The following is a 15,023-nucleotide window of genomic DNA, read 5'->3' as shown; positions in this document are numbered from 1 at the left end:
ACCGATCCCCAGGAGGTCGTCATGCAGGTCGCAGTCCTCGGCACCGGTTCGGTGGGTCGCGCGATCGCCCCACGACTGGCTGAGCTCGGACATTCCGTCCGCCTCGGGACCCGCGACCCCGCGGCCACCCGGGCCCGCGACGGCTGGACGGAGCTGCCGGGCGTCGAGCTCGTCACCTTCGCCGAGGCCGCCGCAGGTGCGGAGCTCGTCGTGCATGCCGGCAACGGACTGGCCGCGCTCGACCTGCTGGGGCAGGCCGGCGACCTCGCCGGCACCGTGCTGCTCGACATCTCCAACCCGCTCGACTTCTCTGCCGGGTTCCCGCCCACGCTGGCCGTCAAGGACACCGACTCGCTGGCCGAGCAGCTGCAGCGCGCGTACCCCGACACCCGCGTGGTCAAGTCGCTCAACACCCTGACCGCCGAGCTGATGGTCCACCCCGACCGGCTGCCCGAGCCGACGACCGTGTTCGTCAGCGGCGACGACGCCGACGCCAAGCGGCTGGTGACAGGTCTGCTCACGCAGCTCGGTCACCGCGACGTGATCGACCTCGGCGGGCTCGAGACCGCGCGCGGCACCGAGATGTGGCTGCCGCTGTGGCTGCGGCTGATGGGCGCCCTCGGGACTGCGGAGTTCAACCTGAAGGTGGTGCGACCGTCGTGATGTACCCCGAGGTCCGCGCCGCGGTGGCAGCGGACGTCGGCGGCGGGCTCGGCGCGCCCGGCTTCGACCTCGCCGCGCACCGCGAGGAGGCCCGGCTCGCCAACCTGCGCCTGCCACGCGAGGACGTCGCGTCCGTGGAGGACGTCGACGCAGACGGGGTGCGGTGCCGGCTCTACCTGCCTGCCGACCCCGTGCCCGGTCTCGTCGTGCACGCGCACGGCGGCGGCTTCGTGCTCAACGACATCGACGTCCACGACGGCATCTCCCGGCGCATGGCCAACCGGGGTCGCCGCGCGGTGCTGAGCGTGGACTACCGCCGACCGCCCGAGCACCCGTTCCCCGCAGCGCCCGACGACCTCGACACGGTCGTCGGCTGGCTGCGCCGCGAGGGCGCGCCCGGGCCGTACGCCGCCCACGGCGACTCGGCCGGCGCCAACCTCGCCCTGGTCGCCGCCCTGCGCAACCCCGGCTTCTTCAGCGCGGTCGCGCTCGTCTACCCCTTCCTCGACCCGCGCGCCGGCTACCCGTCGTGGCGACAGGGGGAGGAGTCGGGCTTCGACCCGGCCGAGGCGACCTGGTACTGGGAGCAGTACGCCCGCACCGAGGCCGACTACGACGACCCCGACCTCGCGCCGCTGCTCTCCGACCGACTCCACACCCTGCCGCCCACCTTCGTCGCCACCGCGGAGGCCGACCCGCTGCGCGACGAGGGGGAGGAGCTCGCCCGGCGGATCGCCGAGGCGGGCGTCGAGGTCGTCGGCATCCGCTGCCTGGGCCAGACCCACGGCTTCTGGCGGCACGCCACGTTCACCGCCTCCGAGCCGCTGGTGCGCCAGGTGGCCGGCTGGCTCGACCAGCACCTCACGGCGAGCTGAGCGGCGGCGCCCTGGCGAACGGATCCACGCACGTCGGGAGAGGGCCCGTCCGCGGAGTACACTGGCAGAGCCGCCCGACTCACCTCCGAGCCGACGGATGGTCTGCAGGGCTCGTACGAGCGCCTCTCTGTGTGCCTCACTTCCAGCGCACCGAGAGAGTCCCCGTGCTCACGACATCCGACTTCGCCCAGTCCATCGCCGAGGCAGCGCGGACGCTCTACAAACCCCGCAGCCTCGACGAGACCATGCAGACGATCGTCGAGGTGGCCTGCAACTCGGTGCCGGGGTTCGACCACGCAGGCATCTCCACGGTGGAGAAGCAGGGGACGATCGAGACCGAGGCATGCACCAGTGGCCTCGTCCTGCGGCTCGATGCCGTGCAGTACGCGCTGCGCGAAGGCCCGTGCTCCGCGGTGCTCCAGGGCACCGACGCGGTGTCCGTGTCGATCCTCGATCAGGAACAGCGATGGCCCCGGTACGTGCCCCAAGCCCTCGAGGCAGGTGTCCGGTCCCAGATGGCGGTCAAGCTCTACCTCGACGAGAACACCCTGGGTGGCATCAGCTTCTACTCCACGATCTCCGACGAGGTGACTGGTGACGCGCGGGCGCTCGCTGGGCTGTTCGCCACCCACGCAGCCATTGCGCTCGGACACGCACAGGAGCGCGCAAGTCTTACCGAGGGACTGCAGACGCGCCGTGTCATCGGCCAGGCCATCGGGATCCTCATGACGCGCTACGAGATGAACGAGGACCGCGCCTTCGCCTTCTTGGTCCGTGCCTCGTCCCACCGGAACATCAAGCTCCGCGCCATCGCGCAGGAGCTCGTGGACGAGGCGAACGCGCCGTAGTCCCCTGCGTCTCGCCCGTCCGCCTCTGCCAAACTCCTTCCCATGCGCGTACACCTGGGCTCCGACCACGCCGGCCTCGAGCTGAAGGACCACCTCCTGATGTGGCTGGTCGACCACGGCTACGAGGCCGTCGACCACGGACCGTTCGTCTACGACGCCCTCGACGACTACCCCTGCTTCTGCCTCCGGGCGGCCGAGGGAGTGGCCGCCGACCGCGTCGAGGGCCTCGACAGCCTCGGGGTGGTGATCGGCGGCTCCGGCAACGGGGAGCAGATCGCGGCCAACAAGGTCGAGGGGATCCGGTGCGCGCTCGCCTGGTCGGACGAGACCGCGGCGCTGGCCCGCGAGCACAACGACGCCAACGTCGTCTCCGTCGGCGGGCGGATGCACCCGGTCGAGGACATGACCCGCTTCGTCGAGGTCTTCCTCACCACGGACTTCTCCGGCGACGAGCGCCACGTGCGTCGCATCGGCCAGCTCTCCACCTACGACGAGACGGGAGAGCTGCCGCCGCTGCCGGAGTCCGCCCTCCGCGGCCCCGCCATCGACGCGTCCCGCGACCGCACGGATGCCTGAGGGCCACACCCTTCGCAAGCTGGCAGACGACCTCACCGCGGCGTTCGCGGGCCGCAGGGTCCGGGTGTCGTCGCCGCAGGGCCGCTTCGCCGCCGACGCCGAGCAGCTCGACCGGTCACTGGTCATCGGCTCCGACTCCGCCGGCAAGCACCTCTTCGTCGAGCACGAGGGCGAGCGCTTCGTGCACGTCCACCTCGGCCTGATCGGCCAGTTCGACGTCCACACGGGGGTCGAGGGCGGCGCGGCCGGGGTGCCCGACCCGGTCGGCGCGGTGCGGCTGCGGATGGTCACGCTCGACGAACCGACGGACCCGCGCCCGACGGCGTACGCCGACCTGCGCGGCGCCATCATCTGCGACCTCGTCGGCGCTGCCCGGCGCGCCGAGGTCCTCGGCCGCCTCGGGCCCGACCCGCTGCGACCCGACGCCGACCCCGACCTGGCCTGGCGGCGCATCTCGGCGAGCCCGCGCGCCATCGGCGACCTCCTGATGGACCAGAAGGTCCTCGCCGGTGTCGGCAACGTCTACCGCGCCGAGGTGCTCTTCCGGCACCGCATCCACCCCCTGCGCCCCGGCAACACGCTGCGCAGCAGCCAGTGGCGCGCGATGTGGGCCGACCTCGTCGCGCTCATGGCCGAGGGCGTGCGCACCGGTCGGATCGACACCGTGCGCCCCGAGCACACGCCCGAGGCGATGGGTCGGGCGCCCCGCAAGGACGACCACGGGGGCGAGGTCTACGTCTACCGGCGTACGTCGCTGCCCTGCCTGGTGTGCGGCACGACGGTGCGAACGGGGGAGCTGGCGGGACGCAACTCGTTCTGGTGCCCCAAATGTCAGCCGAAGTTCCGGTCGCGGGCCCTACGATCTCCCACCAAGGGGACTGGGAGAGCAGGAGGGGCTCGAGCATGAGTTCTCCATCGCTCCGTGCAGCCGCGACCCGGCTGGTCCCGCGGGGGTCGCGCACCCTGGTGCTGCTCGTCGTCGCGACGCTGCTGGTCGGCGTCGCCATCTGGCTGTTCGACCGGTACGTCCCTCTCGTGACCCTGCTGGTGCCGATGGTGCTGTCGAGCCTGGTGCTCGGTCCGCGACAGCTGCCGTGGTTCGTGCTCTTCGTGCTCCTCGTCCTGGCCCTGGTCGTGCCGAGCCAGGACATCAACGTCCGCATCGCCCTCACCGTCGTCATCATCTTCAGCCTCGGGTTCGTGGTGCTGCTGTCCTCCTTCCGCCGCTCGCGCCTCGGGGTGGCCGGCATCCAGGGCGAGATGATGTTCGTCGACCTGCGTGACCGGATCCTGCGCCAGGGCGGGATCCCCGACCTGCCCGCGGAGTGGTACGCCGCCAGCGAGCTGCGGTCGGCCGGGGGCACCCCGTTCGCGGGCGACTTCGTCGTCGCCTCGCGCGTCGAGGGTCGTCTCGAGGTGGCGGTCGTCGACGTCTCCGGCAAGGGACAGGGCGCCGGCACCCGCGCCCTCCTGCTGTGCGGAGCCCTGGGCGGGCTGCTGAGCGCGCTGCCGCCCAGCGAGTTCCTCGACGGCGCCAACCGGTTCCTGCTCCAGCAGGACTGGGACGAGGGGTTCGCCACCGCGATCCACCTCTCGCTCGACCTCACGACCGGCCACTACGACATCCGCAGCGCCGGCCACCCGCCGGCCGCCCTGCGCCACGCCGGGTCGGGCCGGTGGGAGGTGCTCGAGTCCGAGGGACCCATCCTGGGTCTCGTCGACGGGGCCACCTTCTCCGCCGTCTCGGGGGAGATCCGCCGCGGCGACGCGCTCCTGCTCTACACCGACGGCATGGTCGAGACCCGCAACCGTGACATCGCCCTCGGCATCGACCGGATGCTCGGGCAGGCCGAACGGCTGCTGCGCGGCGAGTTCGAGGGCGGCGCCACCCGGCTCGTCGAGGCGCTCGGCTCCCGCAACGACGACCGCGCGCTGCTCCTGGTGCACCGGCGCTGAGCCGGGTTGGGGCGCACGCTCGCGCGTGTGGCACCATGACTCCCGCACCGGCGGACACCTCGCCGGGACGCGCGCGGATGTAGCTCAATGGTAGAGCCCCAGTCTTCCAAACTGGCTACGCGGGTTCGATTCCCGTCATCCGCTCCAGGCAGGCTGCGAGTGCCCCGCGCAGGGGAGTCGGAGCCCGTTTGGCGGGGCGTAGCGTAGTGGCTAGCGCGCCTGCTTTGGGAGCAGGAGACCGCAGGTTCGAGTCCTGTCGCCCCGACCCTCTGGCCCCACCCGTCACGCGGTCCCCGCGCCTCGAACGGCAGGCCAGGGCGTGATTCGGCCTGTGCCCGTGCCCTCGATAGACTGGCGCGGTTTGCGGTCGCCGGGCCCCGTGCCCTGGCAGTGCCGCTCCTTTCCCCGTGTGGTCACCCACATACCTTCAGCATCAGGAGACATTTGTGAAGAGCGCCGTCGAGACCTTGAGCCCCACCCGGGCCAAGCTGACCGTCGAGGTGCCCTTCGAGGAGCTCAAGCCGAGCCTCGACGCGGCGTACCAGAAGATCGCGAAGCAGATCAACGTCCCCGGCTTCCGCCGCGGCAAGGTCCCGCCGGCGGTCATCGACCGCCAGGTCGGCCGTGGTCCGGTCCTCGACGAGGCGATCAACGCCGTCGTCCCGCAGCAGTACATGGCTGCCCTGCAGGAGCACGACCTCGAGCCCCTGGCCCAGCCGGAGATCGAGGTGACGAAGTTCGAGGACAACGAGTCCCTTGAGTTCACCGCCGAGGTCGACGTCAAGCCCGACTTCGAGCTGCCCTCCTACGACGGCCTCGAGGCGAGCGTCGACGACGTCGAGATCAGCGACGCCGACGTCGACGAGCAGGTCGAGGCGCTGCGTGAGCGCTTTGGCACCCTCGTCCCGGTCGAGCGCGCGGCCGCCGACGGCGACTTCGTCACCATCGACCTGGTCGCCTCCAAGGACGGCGAGACCGTCGAGGGCGGCGAGGTCACCGGCATGTCCTACAAGGTCGGCCGCGGCGGCATGATCGACGGCCTCGACGAGGCCCTGGTCGGCCTCTCCGCCGGCGGCGACGCGACGTTCGACTCCGAGCTCGCCGGTGGCGACCTGGTGGGCGAGCCCGTCCAGGTCACCGTCACGGTGACGGCCGTGCAGGAGCAGCAGCTCCCCGAGTACGACGACGAGTTCGCCCAGCTCGCCTCCGAGTTCGACACCGTCGAGGAGCTCACCGCCGACGTGCGCGAGCGCCTGGGTCGTGGCAAGCGGCTCGAGCAGGCCGCCGCCGCCCGCGACGCGGTCCTCGAGGCCCTGCTCGAGAAGGTCTCCATCCCGCTTCCCGAGGTCATGGTCACCGACGAGCTCAACGCCCGTCGCCAGAACGTCGAGCAGCAGCTGGCGATGGCCGGCATCACCATGGAGAAGTACCTCGAGGACGAGGGCCAGACCCAGGAGGAGTTCGAGGCCGACCTCGACCGCCGGGTCCGCGACGCCGTCGCCGCCCAGTTCATCCTCGACAAGATCGCGAAGAAGGAGGAGTTCGGCATCGACCAGGCCGAGCTCTCCGAGCACCTCGTGCGGCGTGCCCAGCAGTCCGGGCAGGACCCGCAGGAGTTCGCCAACCACATGTTCGAGCACAACCACATCCCCGAGCTCGTGCAGGAGATCCTGCGCGGCAAGGCGCTCGCGACGATCGTCGAGGCGGCGACCGTCAAGGACGCCTCGGGCAACGTGGTCGAGCTGAAGAACCTGCGTCCCGACGGCACCATCGGTGAGCCCGTCGAGGAGGCCACCGAGGAGAGCACCGAGGCGAGCGCGGACGAGAGCACCGACGAGTCCGACGAGGCAGACGAGGCCGAGAAGGCCTGACCCGCTCCGCTCCACGACCGGCGTCCACCCCTCCCGGGTGGGCGCCGGTCGTCGTCTAGCCGGGCTCGGTGTCGGCGAGCACCTCGAGGGCGTAGCGGGCGATCGCCGCCCGCTGGCGCGACCAGTGGTCGAGGGCGTCGGTGTCCGGGTCGTCGAGCCGCTCGAGCGGCAGGCTCGGCAGGCCGTTGAACAGCATCAGGCTCACCGCGTGGCCGCGCCGCACCTCCTCCAGCGGGACCTCGAGCCCCTCGTCGGCGAGCCCGACGGCGTACGACGCCACGCACGCGGCCGCACGCTCGGGCAGGTCGTCGGCGTCCTGCCGCCCGATCTGGATGTCGCCCACCAGCAGCTGGGAGAGGTCGAACCCGACCGGCTGGGACCGCCAGAAGCCGAAGTCGATCAGCGTGAAGCCCGGCTGGCCGGCGCGGCGCAGGAGGTTGTTGGGGCAGGCGTCGCCGTGCGCGGCCAGGTGGCGCGACGCGGCGAACTCCTGGGCCAGGACGTCGAGGTGGCGGGCGGCCGCCAGCAGGCCGTCGCGGAGGCCGCCGAAGTGCTCGGCGACGGCGGGGTGGCGCCACGTGGCCTCGTCGTGCAGGCCGGGGAGGACGGTGAAGGCCAACCGACCGGCGACGAAGCTGTCGATGTGCCAGGGCTGCGGGTCGATGTCCGCCAGTGCGGCGACCGCCCGGCTGGCGGACAGGCGCCCGAGCAGGCGGGCTGCGCGGACGCTGTCGTCGGGCCCCCACGGCACCGGGTCGGCGTCGGCGGCCTCCATCCAGATGACGGCGGTCTCGTCGGGGCGCTCCTCGACCCGCAGCCCCCGGGGCATCGAGAGCCCCTCGGGAAGCCGCTCACGCAGGTCGGAGCCGTAGACCAGCGGCTCGGCGCGCCACGGGAGCGACGCGGCCGCCCACTCGCCGATCTCGGGCGGTACGCCGGCGAAGGCGGGGGAGTGCCGCCAGTTGTGCACCCGCTTGACGAACAACGTGAACTCCCGGCCCTCGCCGTCGGGGCCGGTGTCCGCCCCGGCGGTGGCACGGCCACGGACCCACGTCCGGGCGCCGGTGAGGATCGACGGGACGTCGTAGGCGACGGGCTCGGCCGTGGAGTCGTGCAACCGCACAGTCGGCACGTCCCACAGGTCGGCGACCATCGCCTCGAGCTCGGCGTCGCTGACGTCGTCGGCGCCGAGCACCTCACGCCGGTCGACCCCGGGCGACAGCGTGAAAGTTGCTTTCATGATCATGGAAGGTAAGTTGCTTTCATGACTCGCGTCAAGAGGCTCCCGGCCGCCCGGCCGCACCTGCCGATGCTGATGGGCATGGTGTTCGCCCAGCTGCGCGAGCGCCTCGCCGTCGAGGCGCCGGACCTGCGGCCGTCCCAGCTGCGCGTCCTGGAGTGGCTCCCGGCGGACGGGCTGACCATCAGCGAGCTCGCCGAGTGCGCCGAGATGACGACGCAGGGGTGCGGGCAGTTCGTCCGCCAGCTCGAGGCGCTCGGGATGGTGGAGGTGTCGGTGGCCGACCACGACGCCCGTGCCCGCGTCGTACGCATCACTGCTGCCGGGCGCGACGCCCTCGCCCGCTCCGCGGCGGTGCTCGCCGCCTGCGACGAGGCGTGGGCCGCGCAGGTGGGTCCGGAGCGGTGGCGGGTGTTCCGCGAGGTGCTGGAGGAGGTCGCGCTCGACTGAGCGTGCCGGGCCCGAATCCGCTCTGGGCGAACAGGGTGGGTCAGCGCGTGGAAGTGTCCGTCCTTCCGGCTAGTGTCGCCAGCGTGAACCAGAACTCCAGCCCAGCCCTCTCGCCCGAGATGAACGGCGCCGGTGGGATGTATGGCCTCGACGACCACATCTACCAGCGACTCCTCCGTGAGCGCATCGTCTTCCTCGGCTCGGAGGTGCGCGACCAGAACGCCAACGCGATCTGCGCGCAGCTCCTCCTGCTCTCCGCGGAGGACCCGGAGGCCGACATCTTCCTCCACATCAACAGCCCCGGCGGCTCGGTCGACGCCGGCATGGCGATCTACGACACGATGAACTACATCCCCAACGACGTGGCGACGGTGGGCATGGGCCTGGCGGCCTCGATGGGCCAGTTCCTGCTCTGTGCCGGCACCAAGGGCAAGCGCTACGCCCTGCCCCACGCCCGCATCATGATGCACCAGCCCTCCTCGGGCATGGGTGGCTCGGCCTCCGACATCAAGATCCAGGCCCAGCAGTCGTTGCACATCAAGAAGGTGCTGCTCGACCTGATCGCCGAGCACACCGGCCAGACCGTCGAGCAGGTCGTCGCCGATGCCGACCGTGACCGGTGGTTCACCGCCGACCAGGCCGTCGAGTACGGACTCGTCGACCAGGTCGTCACCAACGCCCGCGAAGCCGCCGACGAGGGCCGCCCGGCCCGGACCAAGGACTGACACATGAACTACTACATCCCGCAGTGGGAAGAGCGGACCTCCTACGGTTTCCGCCGCATCGATCCCTACGCCAAGCTGTTCGAGGAGCGCATCATCTACCTCGGCACGCCGATCAGCGACGACGTGGCCAACGCGGTCATCGCCCAGCTGATGTGCCTGGAGACGATGAACCCCGACACCGACATCAGCATCTACATCAACAGCCCCGGTGGCTCGTTCACCGCGCTCACCGCGATCTACGACACGATGCGCTTCATCAAGCCCGACGTGCAGACGGTGTGCCTGGGGCAGGCGGCCTCGGCGGCGGCGATCCTGCTGGGCGCCGGTGCCAAGGGCAAGCGGATGGCGCTGCCCAACAGCCGCATCCTGATCCACCAGCCCTACACCGAGGGCACCTTCGGCCAGACCTCCGACATCGAGATCCAGGCCAACGAGATCCTCCGCATGCGCGAGCTCCTGGAGAAGATGATCGCCGACTCCAGCGGCAAGGACATCGACCAGGTCAGCCGCGACATCGAGCGCGACAAGATCCTGACCGCCGAGCAGGCCGTCGAGTACGGCCTGATCGACGCGGTCATCGAGTCCCGCAAGGGCGCCCCGGCCCTCGTCTGAGGGTGCGCCGAGGCTCGAAATGATGGCCGACGACATCTCGTGTCCGGCCCCCGTCGGGGGCCGGCGCGGGGTACCGTCGTACGGCCCACTGCAAGGCAGCGCAGCGCAAGGTGTGGAGTGCCGGGGCCTTTTCCCGGCGAGACTGGAGGACACGACTCGTGGCACGTATCGGTGACGGTGGCGACCTGCTCAAGTGCAATTTCTGCGGAAAGAGCCAGAAGCAGGTCAAGAAGCTCATCGCTGGCCCCAACGTCTACATCTGCGATGAGTGCATCGAGCTGTGCAACGAGATCATCGAGGAGGAGCTGGCCGAGGGTGCCGAGGTCAGCCTCGAGGAGCTGCCCAAGCCCCGCGAGATCTTCGAGTTCCTCAACTCCTACGTGATCGGCCAGGAGCACGCCAAGAAGTCCCTCGCCGTCGCGGTCTACAACCACTACAAGCGCGTCCAGGCCGGCCTCCAGCCCGTCAGCGGCAAGGCGAAGGACGACGTGGTCGAGGTCGCGAAGTCCAACATCCTGGTGATCGGGCCGACCGGTTGTGGCAAGACCTACCTCGCGCAGACCCTGGCGCGGATGCTCAACGTCCCCTTCGCGATCGCGGACGCCACGGCGCTGACCGAGGCCGGCTACGTCGGCGAGGACGTCGAGAACATCCTCCTCAAGCTCATCCAGGCCGCCGACTACGACGTCAAGAAGGCCGAGACGGGCATCATCTACATCGACGAGATCGACAAGGTGGCCCGCAAGTCGGAGAACCCCTCGATCACGCGCGACGTCTCCGGTGAGGGCGTCCAGCAGGCCCTGCTCAAGATGCTGGAGGGCACGACCGCGTCGGTGCCCCCGCAGGGCGGTCGCAAGCACCCGCACCAGGAGTTCATCCAGATCGACACCACCAACATCCTCTTCATCGTGGGTGGTGCCTTCGCCGGGCTCGAGCAGATCATCGAGCAGCGGGTTGGCAAGAAGTCGCTGGGCTTCACCGCCGAGGTGCGCGGTGCCGCCGAGCGCGAGTCCGACGACCTGCTCGCACAGGTGCGTCCGGAGGACCTCACCAAGTTCGGCCTGATCCCCGAGTTCATCGGTCGCCTGCCGCTGATCGCCAGCGTGAACAAGCTCGACCGCGAGGCGCTCGTCCAGATCCTCACCGAGCCGCGCAACGCGCTCGTCAAGCAGTACCAGAAGCTCTTCGACCTCGACGGTGTCGAGCTCGAGTTCACCGACGACGCCATCGACTCGATCGCCGAGGCGGCCCTCGAGCGCGGCACCGGCGCCCGCGGCCTGCGCGCGATCATCGAGGAGGTCCTCCTCTACGTGATGTACGACGTCCCGTCGCGGGGCGACGTCGCCAAGGTGATCGTCACCCGGGAGGTCGTCGAGGACGACGTCGCCCCGACCCTCATCCCGCGTGAGGCCGAGGGCCGGAAGAAGAAGTCCGCCTGACCCCTGGTCCGACATGACCATGACGGTCTAGTCATTTCGGACTATTCCGGGCCATCGACGCTGGACATGCGTCATGACCCGGAGAGACTGGCGTCTCGTCAGCATGTGGGAAGGGGACCCCGTGGGGGTTGACCAGAAGCGGCCGCTCGTCGGTTTCGCTCTCGTGGCAGTGCTGTGCGCCGTCCTCATGTTCGTGTCGGTCGGCCGCGGCTTCGGGCTCACCGACCTCGTCCACCCCGGCCGGCCCATCTCCGCGCCGGTCGAGCGCACCCCGTCCGAGCGCCCCGCCGGCCCGGCGCGGAAGGACGTCCCCGCCGCCGTCCCCGCCGCGATCCCCGCCGAGCTGAGCGCCCAGCCGCTCGCCGCCGTCGTCGCTGCAGCCTCCGCGGAGAAGGCCGCCACGAAGGGGGCCGAGGCCTCCGGCGGTTCCGGGTCGTCCGCCACGGACGACTCCGCGAGCGGCTCCCAGGACGCTTCCGACGACGCCGACGACCAGTCCACCGACGACCAGGGCACCGACCCCGGCTCCACGGACGACAGCAGCACCACGACGATCGACCGCGACGCCGAGCGCGACGCGGCGAAGGCCCAGCGCGCGGCCGAGCGTGAGGCAGCCAAGGCCCAGCGCGAGGCCGAGCGCGACGCAGCCAAGGCAGAGCGCGACGCGGTGAAGGCGCAGCGGGACGCCGAGCGTGACGCTGCCAAGGCGCAGCGCGATGCCGAGCGTGACGCTGCCAAGGTCCAGCGGGAGGCCGAGCGCGACGCTGCCAAGGCCCAGCGCGATGCCGAGCGCGACGCTGCCAAGGCCCAGCGCGACGCCGAGCGCGACGCAGCCAAGGCCCAGCGCGACGCGGCGAAGGACGCCGCGAAGGACGCCGTGAAGGCGCAGCAGCAGGCCGAACGTGACGCTGCCAAGGCGCAGCGTGAGGCCGAGCGCGCAGCCGCCCAAGCCGCCACGCACGCGGGCGATGCCCCCGGCAACAGCGGCAACGGCAACGGCCACGGGAACGGCAACGGCAAGGGCTGACGCCCCGGTTCTCGCCCGGACGCACGAATCCCCCTCACGCACCGCTGACGGCGCGCGAGGGGGATCGGCTTCTTCTCAGTCCTCGGTGGGCGCGAGCTCCGCGGCGGTCACCCGCAGCTCGGTGGCGGACTCGTCGGTGACGAAGTCCAGGTCCCCGACGATGGTGCCGACGGCCCGCAGGTCGTCCTGCGCCTGCTGGGCGGCTTCCACCAGGGAGGCCGGGCCGGTGATCTCGACGCGGGACAGCGGAGCGCGCATCTTGGCCTTGGCCTGCGACTTGGCGCCGCGGATGCCGGTCAGCGCAGCGGCCACCGCGTCGAGGACCAGGGGCTGCGAGGCAGCAGCCGAGCCGAGGTCGGCGGCGGTGGGCCACGAGGCGTGGTGGATGGAGCCGTCCTGCCACCACGACCAGACCTCCTCGGTGGCGTAGGGCAGGAACGGTGCGAGCAGCCGGAGCTGGACGTGCAGCGCGATGGCCAGGGTGGCGCGCGCGGAGTCGGTGCCGGCGCCGCCCTCGGCGTCGTACGCGCGCTCCTTGACCAGCTCGAGGTAGTCGTCGCAGAACTCCCAGAAGAACTTCTCGGTGACCTCGAGCGCGGTCGTGTAGTCGTAGGCGTCGAAAGCCTCGGTCGCCCGGCGGACGACGACCTCGAGCCGGCCCAGCAGGGCGCAGTCGACCGGGGCGCTGACGACGGCCGGGCTGAGCTCGACGGCGCCGACGTTGCCGAGGACGAACTTCGAGGCGTTGAGGACCTTCATCGCCAGGCGTCGGCCGACCTTCATCTGCGACTCGTCGAAGGGGGAGTCCATGCCGGGACGGCCGATGGCGGCGCGCCAGCGGACGGCGTCGGCGCCGTACTTGTCGAGGATGTCGGTCGGGACGACGACGTTGCCCTTGGACTTCGACATCTTCTTGCGGTCGGGGTCGACGATGAAGCCGGAGATCATCGCGTGCGACCACGGGACGACGCCGTTCTCGAAGTCGGCACGGACCACGCGCGAGAACAGCCAGGTGCGGATGATGTCGTGCGCCTGGGTGGCGAGGTCGTAGGGGAAGACCCGGGAGAACAGGTCGTCGTCGACCTCCCACATGCCCGCGATCTGCGGCGTCAGCGAGGACGTCGCCCACGTGTCCATCACGTCGGGGTCGCCGACGAAGCCGCCGGGCTTGCCCCGCTGGTCCTCGGTGTAGCCGCCGGGCGCCTGCGTCGACGGGTCGACGGGCAGCTGGTCCTCGCTCGGCATCAGCGGGTGGTCGTGGTCGGGCTCGCCGTCGGCGTCGAGGGGGTACCAGACCGGGAACGGGATGCCGAAGAACCGCTGGCGCGAGATCAGCCAGTCGCCGTTGAGTCCGCCGACCCAGTTGTCGTAGCGGTGCTTCATGTGGGTGGGGATCCAGGTGATCTCCTCGCCGCGGACCAGCATCTCCTTGCGGAGCGCTGCGTCCTTGCCGCCGTTCTTGATGTACCACTGGCGGGTGGCGACGATCTCGAGCGGCTTGTCGCCCTTCTCGTAGAAGTTCGCCATGCGCTGGGTCGCCTTGGGCTCGCCGTCGAGGTCGCCCGACTCGCGGAGCATCGCGACCATCGCCTCGCGGGCGCTGAAGGTCGTCTTGCCGGCCATCTCGGCGTACGCCGTCGCGGCGGGCTCGGCGGCGAGCCACTCGGGCGTCTCGCGGACCAGGCGCCCGTCGCGGCCGACGACCGTGTGGACCGGGAGGCTCAGCTCGCGCCACCACATCACGTCGGTGAGGTCACCGAAGGTGCAGCACATCGCGATGCCCGCGCCCTTGTCGGGCTCGGCGGCGTGGTGGGCGAGGACCGGGATCTCGACCCCGAAGACCGGCGACGTGACCGTCGTGCCGAAGACGTCCTGGTAGCGCTCGTCGTCGGGGTGGGCGATCAGCGCGACCACGCTCGGGATCAGCTCGGGACGCGTGGTCTCGATGTGGATCGGGGTGCCGTCCGGCTTGTGGAAGGCCACGCGGTGGTAGGCACCCGGGTAGTCGCGCGCCTCGAGCTCGGCCTGCGCGACGGCGGTCTGGAACGTGACGTCCCACAGCGTCGGCGCCTCGGAGAGGTAGGCCTCGCCGCGGGCGAAGTTGCGCAGGAACGCCCGCTGGCTGACGGTGCGCGAATGGTCACCGATGGTCGTGTAGGTCGGGTTCCACTGGACCGACAGGCCGAGCTGGCGCCACAGCGCCTCGAAGGCCTTCTCGTCCTCGATGACGAGCTGCTCGCACAGCTCGATGAAGTTGGGCCGGCTGATGGCGACCTGTCGCTTGGGGTCCGGCTTCTCCGGCGGGGTGAAGTCGGCCTCGTAGGGCAGGGTCGGGTCGCAGCGGACGCCGAAGTAGTTCTGCACGCGGCGCTCGGTCGGCAGGCCGTTGTCGTCCCAGCCGATCGGGTAGAAGACGGCCTTGCCCTGCATGCGCTGGTAGCGCGCGATGAGGTCGGGGTGGCTGTAGGAGTAGACGTGGCCGACGTGCAGCGAGCCGCTGACGGTCGGCGGGGGCGTGTCGATGGAGTAGACGTTCTCCCGCGGCTGGGTGCGGTCGAAGGCGTAGGTGTCGTTGTCGGCCCACGCCCGGGACCACTTCTCCTCCAGGCCCTCCAGGGCCGGTCGCTCCGGTACGACGACGGCACGCGTGTCGGTGCTCGGTGTCGTCGGGCCGGCCTCCGGGGCCTGGGTGCTGGGGTTCTCAGTCATGCTCCGAGTCTATTGACGGGCCTCCGGCCTGC

14 protein-coding genes and 2 tRNA genes are annotated in these 15,023 nt (G+C 70.9%); 14 read left to right on the top strand and 2 right to left on the bottom strand.

Annotated elements, in window-relative coordinates:
* Positions 1-21 precede the first annotated feature (21 nt).
* From AC1DP1_RS00775 to tig, 9 genes are all read left to right on the top strand, one after another.
* Positions 22-663, top strand: a complete 642-nt coding sequence (locus tag AC1DP1_RS00775; RefSeq protein ID WP_477505216.1) for an NADPH-dependent F420 reductase — start codon at positions 22-24, stop codon at positions 661-663.
* Positions 663-1,538: an alpha/beta hydrolase gene (locus tag AC1DP1_RS00770; RefSeq protein WP_477505679.1), complete on the top strand. Its 876-nt coding sequence runs from the start codon at positions 663-665 to the stop codon at positions 1,536-1,538. Before AC1DP1_RS00775 ends, AC1DP1_RS00770 begins: the two co-directional genes overlap by 1 nt.
* 164 nt (positions 1,539-1,702) lie before the next feature.
* The gene (locus AC1DP1_RS00765) at positions 1,703-2,386 is read left to right on the top strand and encodes a GAF and ANTAR domain-containing protein (protein ID WP_477505215.1); all 684 of its coding nucleotides are present in this window, start codon (positions 1,703-1,705) and stop codon (positions 2,384-2,386) included.
* 42 nt (positions 2,387-2,428) lie between these two features.
* The gene (locus AC1DP1_RS00760) at positions 2,429-2,962 is read left to right on the top strand and encodes a ribose-5-phosphate isomerase (RefSeq protein WP_477505214.1); all 534 of its coding nucleotides are present in this window, start codon (positions 2,429-2,431) and stop codon (positions 2,960-2,962) included.
* Positions 2,955-3,869 carry an Fpg/Nei family DNA glycosylase gene (locus AC1DP1_RS00755; protein ID WP_477505213.1) on the top strand — a complete coding sequence of 305 codons (915 nt, stop codon included), beginning with the start codon at positions 2,955-2,957 and terminating at the stop codon, positions 3,867-3,869. Before AC1DP1_RS00760 ends, AC1DP1_RS00755 begins: the two co-directional genes overlap by 8 nt.
* The gene (locus AC1DP1_RS00750) at positions 3,866-4,918 is read left to right on the top strand and encodes a PP2C family protein-serine/threonine phosphatase (protein WP_477505212.1); all 1,053 of its coding nucleotides are present in this window, start codon (positions 3,866-3,868) and stop codon (positions 4,916-4,918) included. Before AC1DP1_RS00755 ends, AC1DP1_RS00750 begins: the two co-directional genes overlap by 4 nt.
* A 73-nt stretch (positions 4,919-4,991) precedes the next feature.
* A tRNA-Gly gene (locus tag AC1DP1_RS00745) sits at positions 4,992-5,065 on the top strand.
* 45 nt (positions 5,066-5,110) lie between these two features.
* Positions 5,111-5,183: transfer RNA gene (locus AC1DP1_RS00740), tRNA-Pro, on the top strand.
* Positions 5,184-5,364: 181 nt separating this feature from the next.
* The gene (gene tig, locus AC1DP1_RS00735) at positions 5,365-6,789 is read left to right on the top strand and encodes a trigger factor (RefSeq protein WP_477505211.1); all 1,425 of its coding nucleotides are present in this window, start codon (positions 5,365-5,367) and stop codon (positions 6,787-6,789) included.
* Between the two features lie 55 nt (positions 6,790-6,844).
* Here the strand turns inward: tig and AC1DP1_RS00730 are convergent, their stop codons facing one another.
* Positions 6,845-8,029, bottom strand: coding sequence for a phosphotransferase (locus AC1DP1_RS00730; RefSeq protein ID WP_477505210.1), 1,185 nt, complete (start codon positions 8,027-8,029; stop codon positions 6,845-6,847).
* A 24-nt stretch (positions 8,030-8,053) separates the two neighbouring features.
* On the opposite strand from AC1DP1_RS00730, the gene AC1DP1_RS00725 reads away from it, so the two are divergent.
* The 5 genes from AC1DP1_RS00725 to AC1DP1_RS00705 all read left to right on the top strand — a co-directional run bounded on the left by AC1DP1_RS00725 (position 8,054) and on the right by AC1DP1_RS00705 (position 12,282).
* Positions 8,054-8,479, top strand: coding sequence for a MarR family winged helix-turn-helix transcriptional regulator (locus AC1DP1_RS00725; RefSeq protein WP_457185063.1), 426 nt, complete (start codon positions 8,054-8,056; stop codon positions 8,477-8,479).
* 119 nt (positions 8,480-8,598) lie between these two features.
* Positions 8,599-9,204 carry an ATP-dependent Clp protease proteolytic subunit gene (locus AC1DP1_RS00720; RefSeq protein WP_477505678.1) on the top strand — a complete coding sequence of 202 codons (606 nt, stop codon included), beginning with the start codon at positions 8,599-8,601 and terminating at the stop codon, positions 9,202-9,204.
* A gap of 3 nt (positions 9,205-9,207) precedes the next feature.
* A complete protein-coding gene (locus tag AC1DP1_RS00715; RefSeq protein ID WP_300046128.1) occupies positions 9,208-9,816 on the top strand; it encodes an ATP-dependent Clp protease proteolytic subunit in 609 nt (202 codons plus the stop codon).
* Positions 9,817-9,974: 158 nt separating this feature from the next.
* Positions 9,975-11,255, top strand: coding sequence for an ATP-dependent Clp protease ATP-binding subunit ClpX (gene clpX / locus AC1DP1_RS00710; RefSeq protein WP_300046127.1), 1,281 nt, complete (start codon positions 9,975-9,977; stop codon positions 11,253-11,255).
* Positions 11,256-11,376: 121 nt separating this feature from the next.
* Positions 11,377-12,282: a hypothetical protein gene (locus AC1DP1_RS00705; RefSeq protein WP_477505209.1), complete on the top strand. Its 906-nt coding sequence runs from the start codon at positions 11,377-11,379 to the stop codon at positions 12,280-12,282.
* Positions 12,283-12,357: 75 nt separating this feature from the next.
* On the opposite strand, the gene valS is transcribed toward AC1DP1_RS00705, so the two are convergent.
* Positions 12,358-14,991, bottom strand: coding sequence for a valine--tRNA ligase (valS, locus tag AC1DP1_RS00700; RefSeq protein ID WP_477505208.1), 2,634 nt, complete (start codon positions 14,989-14,991; stop codon positions 12,358-12,360).
* Positions 14,992-15,023 lie beyond the last annotated feature (32 nt).

The organism is Nocardioides sp. P4_G10 (assembly GCF_056401175.1).
Note: the sequence above shows the minus strand (reverse complement) of the source record. Positions and strands in the feature narration are given on the sequence as shown.

What these genes read in the sequence shown, in the direction of transcription:
- AC1DP1_RS00720 (WP_477505678.1), top strand. Translation starts at nt 8,599, where the DNA reads ATGAACGGCGCCGGTGGGATGTATGGCCTCGACGACCACATCTACCAG.
- AC1DP1_RS00730 (WP_477505210.1), bottom strand. Translation starts at nt 8,029, where the DNA reads ATGAAAGCAACTTTCACGCTGTCGCCCGGGGTCGACCGGCGTGAGGTG.
- AC1DP1_RS00760 (WP_477505214.1), top strand. Translation starts at nt 2,429, where the DNA reads ATGCGCGTACACCTGGGCTCCGACCACGCCGGCCTCGAGCTGAAGGAC.
- AC1DP1_RS00725 (WP_457185063.1), top strand. Translation starts at nt 8,054, where the DNA reads ATGACTCGCGTCAAGAGGCTCCCGGCCGCCCGGCCGCACCTGCCGATG.
- AC1DP1_RS00750 (WP_477505212.1), top strand. Translation starts at nt 3,866, where the DNA reads ATGAGTTCTCCATCGCTCCGTGCAGCCGCGACCCGGCTGGTCCCGCGG.
- AC1DP1_RS00755 (WP_477505213.1), top strand. Translation starts at nt 2,955, where the DNA reads ATGCCTGAGGGCCACACCCTTCGCAAGCTGGCAGACGACCTCACCGCG.
- AC1DP1_RS00770 (WP_477505679.1), top strand. Translation starts at nt 663, where the DNA reads ATGTACCCCGAGGTCCGCGCCGCGGTGGCAGCGGACGTCGGCGGCGGG.
- AC1DP1_RS00775 (WP_477505216.1), top strand. Translation starts at nt 22, where the DNA reads ATGCAGGTCGCAGTCCTCGGCACCGGTTCGGTGGGTCGCGCGATCGCC.
- AC1DP1_RS00715 (WP_300046128.1), top strand. Translation starts at nt 9,208, where the DNA reads ATGAACTACTACATCCCGCAGTGGGAAGAGCGGACCTCCTACGGTTTC.
- valS (WP_477505208.1), bottom strand. Translation starts at nt 14,991, where the DNA reads ATGACTGAGAACCCCAGCACCCAGGCCCCGGAGGCCGGCCCGACGACA.